The organism is Streptomyces sp. NRRL WC-3549 (genome assembly GCF_000721935.1).
Taxonomy (GTDB): Bacteria; Actinomycetota; Actinomycetes; order Streptomycetales; family Streptomycetaceae; genus Streptomyces.
Map to the genome: position 1 here is coordinate 66,280 of NZ_KL585398.1, position 4,304 is coordinate 70,583.

Sequence of the window (4,304 nt, forward strand, 5' to 3'; positions counted from 1 at the left end):
GCTCAGAAGTACTGGTTCTCCCAGATGCCGCCGGATTGCGGCACGGCTCCTGATTCGAACTGGAACGGAGACGGGTAGTCCAACCGTCATTCCGTGCACACGGGCTTCATGACGGCGACGAGGCTCTTGTCGGGCTTGGACTCTACCGTGTACGCAATGGTGTGAACCGCACCTTCGTGGGGACACCGCCCAGGGCGCGTACGACGTTGCCCTCGGCGCAGAAACTGGGTCCGGGCTCGCAGCCGCCCGACTGGGCCAGGGCGATGTCGCCCGTCTGGCGATCTGGGAAGACGCCTCTTGCATACGGTCGGCGTGAATCCAGTCGGAAGGGGCCTTCTGGATATCCAGGGCGGGCGCGTTCTTGCCACCGATGCCGCGCGTGCTCACTTCCGGAATGGAGGTGATCTTCGGTGCCGCTCTCGGCTTCTCCGCCTTCTTCGCGGCGCCGGAGAACAACTTCCCGAGCGCCCCCCGTACGACCTTGGCGACGGTGCCGGACTTGGACGCCGCCCTGGCTCCCGTGCCGGCCCCGGCGGCCCCGGCACGAAGGGGGTCAGGTATTTGCCGACCCAGTACCCGACCTTGTACGAGTTGCCGCTCTGGTCCGGTCCTCGGATGATTTCGTAGAGGCTGACGGGCCCTCTGCCCGCGCGGTCGTTCTTGATCTTCTGGGCGCTGCCTTGGGTCCAGCCCATGTTGTCGGTGAACGCGTAGACGCCCTCGGCCAGGTCGTAGTAGCCGTCGACGACACCGTTCTTGAAGCCGGAGGCAGCCTCTTCGGCCTTCTTGGCGACGTTGTCCAGCCACCTCCACTGGCCGGTGCTGTCGCTGAAGGTGATGGGCGAGTTCTCGGCGTATGCGTAGTCGTTCAGCTGCTGCGGATCCGTGAGGTCCATGATCGGGTCCACGCTGAGGAAGCGGCCCGTCGCGGGGTCGTACTCACGGGCGCCCAGGTGTGTCAGTCCGGTGTCGGAGGTGTCGTCGGTTCCGCCGACGAACCCCCGGTTGCCGGCCCAGGAGTTGGGTGCCGTTCCCCGGAGGTCTCCGAAGGACAGGGGGCGGCGCTGGGTCAGCTTCTGGGTGGCCTGCCCGCCAGCCCCCGTCAGCCCCGGTCGAGGTAGGCGAGCACCGCCAGCACGCGGCGGTTGTCGTCGTCCGACGGGGGCAGGCCGAGCTTGCCGAAGATGTTCGACGTGTGCTTGGCCACCGCGCGCTCCGTGATCACCATCTGCGAGGCGATCGCCGCGTTCGACCGGCCCTGCGCCATCAGCCCCATCACCTCGCGCTCGCGCCGTGTGAGAGCCTCCATCGGCTTGTCCTTCGACCGCCGCGAGAGCAGCTGCGAGATCACCTGCGGATCCATCGCCGTACCGCCCGCCGCGACCCGGCGCACGGCGTCGATGAACTGGTCCGCGTCGAAGACCCGGTCCTTCAGCAGATAGCCGATGCCGCCGTTGCCGTCGGCCAGCAACTCCCGTGCGTACAACTGCTCCACGTGCTGCGACAGCACGAGCACCGGGAGTCCGGGGCGGGCCTTGCGGGCGGCCAGGGCGCACTGGAGTCCCTCGTCGGTGTGCGACGGCGGGAGCCGCACGTCGACGACGGCGACGTCCGGCCGCAGTTCGGCCAGCGCCTTGGTCAGTTCGGGCCCGCTCTCCACCGCCGCCGCGAGCTCGAAGTCGTAGGCCTCCAGCATGCGCACCAGGCCGTCGCGGAGCAGGAAGAGGTCTTCGGCTAGGACAACGCGCAAGGGATCTCCATGGTCACCATGGTGGGGCCGCCCGCAGGACTGCTGACGGCCAGGACGCCGTCGAATGTACCGAGTCGGCGTTCGATCCCGCTCAGTCCGGAGCCGCCTCCCACAGCGGCCCCGCCCTTGCCGTTGTCCGTGACGGAGATTCGCAGCATGCCGTCCGCGTGGTGCAGGTCCACCCAGACCCGGTCCGCACCCGAGTGCTTCACCGCGTTCGTCAGGGTCTCGCTGACGGCGAAGTACGCCGCCGACTCGACCGGCGCCTCCGCGCGCCCCGCCAGGTCCACGTCCACCTCGGACGTGACGGGAAGCCGCAGGGCGAGGGCCTTCACGGCGTCCCCGAGGCCCCGCTCGGCGAGCACCGGCGGGTGGATGCCCCGCACCAGGTCGCGCAGCTCGGTCAGCGCTTCCGCCGACGACTCCCGGGCGGTCGCCAGCAGCTTCTTCGCCTGCGCCGGGTCCTTCTCCATGAGCGCCTCGACGGTGCCCAGGTGCATGCCCATGGCGACCAGCCGCGCCTGCGCCCCGTCGTGCAGGTCCCGCTCGATGCGCCGCAGTTCGGAGGCCGCCGTGTCCACGGCCTCGTGCCGCGTCTCGGTGAGCCGGTCCACGCGGCGGGCCAACTCCTGCTCCTGGGTGGGGGCCAGCACCGACCGGGCGAGCACGAAGTGCAACCGCAGGAGAGGCCGGGTCGCGAACAGCGAGACACCGAACAGGACGAGGCCGAGCCCGGCCGCGATCAGCCCCGTCAGCTGGCTGTCGACCGGCACGAACCCGTACCAGTACGTGCTGTCCTCGAACACCCGCCACAGCCCGGCGGCCAGGACCAGCCCCTCCACCGGGTAGACCACCAGTCCGAAGGCGAGGACCAGCACCACGCAGCCCGCCGTCATGTCGACCAGCAGCCACCGCAGGTCGCGCCAGGTCGCCGGGTCCTTCAGCAGCAGCGTGGTGCGCTCGACCCGGCCGGTGAAGCCGGTCCGCAGATCCTCGGGGAACGGCCGGTACCCGAGGGGGATACGGACGTCCGACCAGGTGGCGGCGAGCAGTCGGCGCCGGTTGGCGTGCCTGCGGACCAGGTCCAGCGTCCACGGTGTCGTGACCAGCCCCACCCCGATCAGGACGAACGCGATGGACACGGCCGCCAGGACGAACAGGGTGACCGAGCCCACGATGCTCGCGAACATCAGCACGAACGCCCGCCCGGAGGCCAGCAGCGTGCCCCGTATCCGTCCGTGTACCGCCTGCGCCATGGCCGCTCCTCCTCACCGGACCCCCGTCGGACCCGCCCACGCACAGTGTCGCCCGGACCGGCGGCCGGAGGTCAGCCGTCCCGCCCCCCGGCCGGGGGTGTACCTGGCGCCACCCCCCCCGGGCCCGTCCCGGAGGCGGGCGCGAGGCCCGGGGCCCGGTCAGGGGGCGTACTTGTACCCCACACGCCGGACGGTCTGGATCGAGTGGCGGTACTCCGCGCCCAGCTTCCGGCGCAGCCGGGCGACATGGACGTCGACGGTCCGCCCGTCGCCCACGTGCCCGTAGCCCCACACCGTGGTCACCAGGTGGTCGCGGGTGTGCACCCGGTGCGGATGCGCCACCAGGTGGGCCAGCAGCTCGAATTCGAGGTACGTGAGGTCGAGGGGGGCGCCGTCCACGGAGGCGGTGCGCCGGGTGGGGTCGATCACCATCGGACCGGTGGCCGGGACGTCGGCGGCCGGCTCCTCCGGTACGACGCGGCGGTGCCGGGCCGAGGCGACCGCCCCGGCCAGGGCCGGCTGCGGGTCGGCGGGGACGAGGACCAGGTAGCCGACCATCGGAGGCCGCCCGGGCAGGGCCGGAAGCGTGTGCTGCGGGGCGGGCAGCCAGGTCGCGCCCGGCGGCAGGAAGCCCGCCACGTCGGGGACCGCGACGACCTCGTCCCGGTCGACGGCGCGCAGACGGTGCCGGTCGGGGGACGGGGCGGTACGGGTGGTGTCCGCCGTCAACGGGGCGGAAGCGGTGGAGAAGGCACGGGTGTTCGCCATGGGAGTCAGCTCTTTCGCGCGAGGAGTCGTCGAGGGACGTACGTCGTGCGCGCGGGCCGAAGACCGTCGATGAGCAGCGGCTTCAGAAGGCCTGCGCGTTCCTCACGCGACAACACACCCGGTCGAAATCGTGGTGCTGACGGGACGGCCAGAACGGTTCGAGGTCGATGTGACCCGACGCGGTGTGCTGGAAGCCGACCATGTCCCCATTGAAGCAGACAACGCGGCGGCGCAGCAGTGCCTCTCACCCGTCGATACGGGCGTGGCCGATACCCGCCGTCCACGCGGCGGGCGCCGGGCGGAGCCGCGGCGCGAGTCCGGCACAGAGCACCGACAGGACGCAGAGCGGGGGCGTACACCGCGACCGGTGCGCTCCCCCTCCCGTTCCGTGCGGCGGACGGCTCGGACCTGGCCGGCCGCGCCACCCGGGCCCGCGGGCACCCGCCCCGTGCGGGCCGCATACGGTCCACACCGGGCGCGGCACCGGGCACACTGGCCGCATGACCACATCCTGTCTCTTATACACATCT

Annotated in this window: 3 protein-coding genes and 1 pseudogene; all 4 read right to left on the reverse strand. The window is 71.3% G+C overall.

Going from position 1 to position 4,304, the window contains the following annotated elements:
* Positions 1 to 815 precede the first annotated feature (815 nt).
* A pseudogene (locus IH13_RS46095) lies at positions 816 to 1,082 on the reverse strand (RHS repeat-associated core domain-containing protein); the annotation flags it as partial.
* 20 nt (positions 1,083 to 1,102) lie between these two features.
* Positions 1,103 to 1,750: a LuxR C-terminal-related transcriptional regulator gene (locus IH13_RS0114605; protein ID WP_031084520.1), complete on the reverse strand. Its 648-nt coding sequence runs from the start codon at positions 1,748 to 1,750 to the stop codon at positions 1,103 to 1,105.
* Positions 1,735 to 3,006: a sensor histidine kinase gene (locus IH13_RS0114610; RefSeq protein ID WP_031084522.1), complete on the reverse strand. Its 1,272-nt coding sequence runs from the start codon at positions 3,004 to 3,006 to the stop codon at positions 1,735 to 1,737. Before IH13_RS0114610 ends, IH13_RS0114605 begins: the two co-directional genes overlap by 16 nt.
* A 159-nt stretch (positions 3,007 to 3,165) precedes the next feature.
* Complete coding sequence (locus IH13_RS0114615; protein WP_031084524.1) at positions 3,166 to 3,774, reverse strand: winged helix-turn-helix domain-containing protein; 609 nt, start codon at positions 3,772 to 3,774, stop codon at positions 3,166 to 3,168.
* Positions 3,775 to 4,304 lie beyond the last annotated feature (530 nt).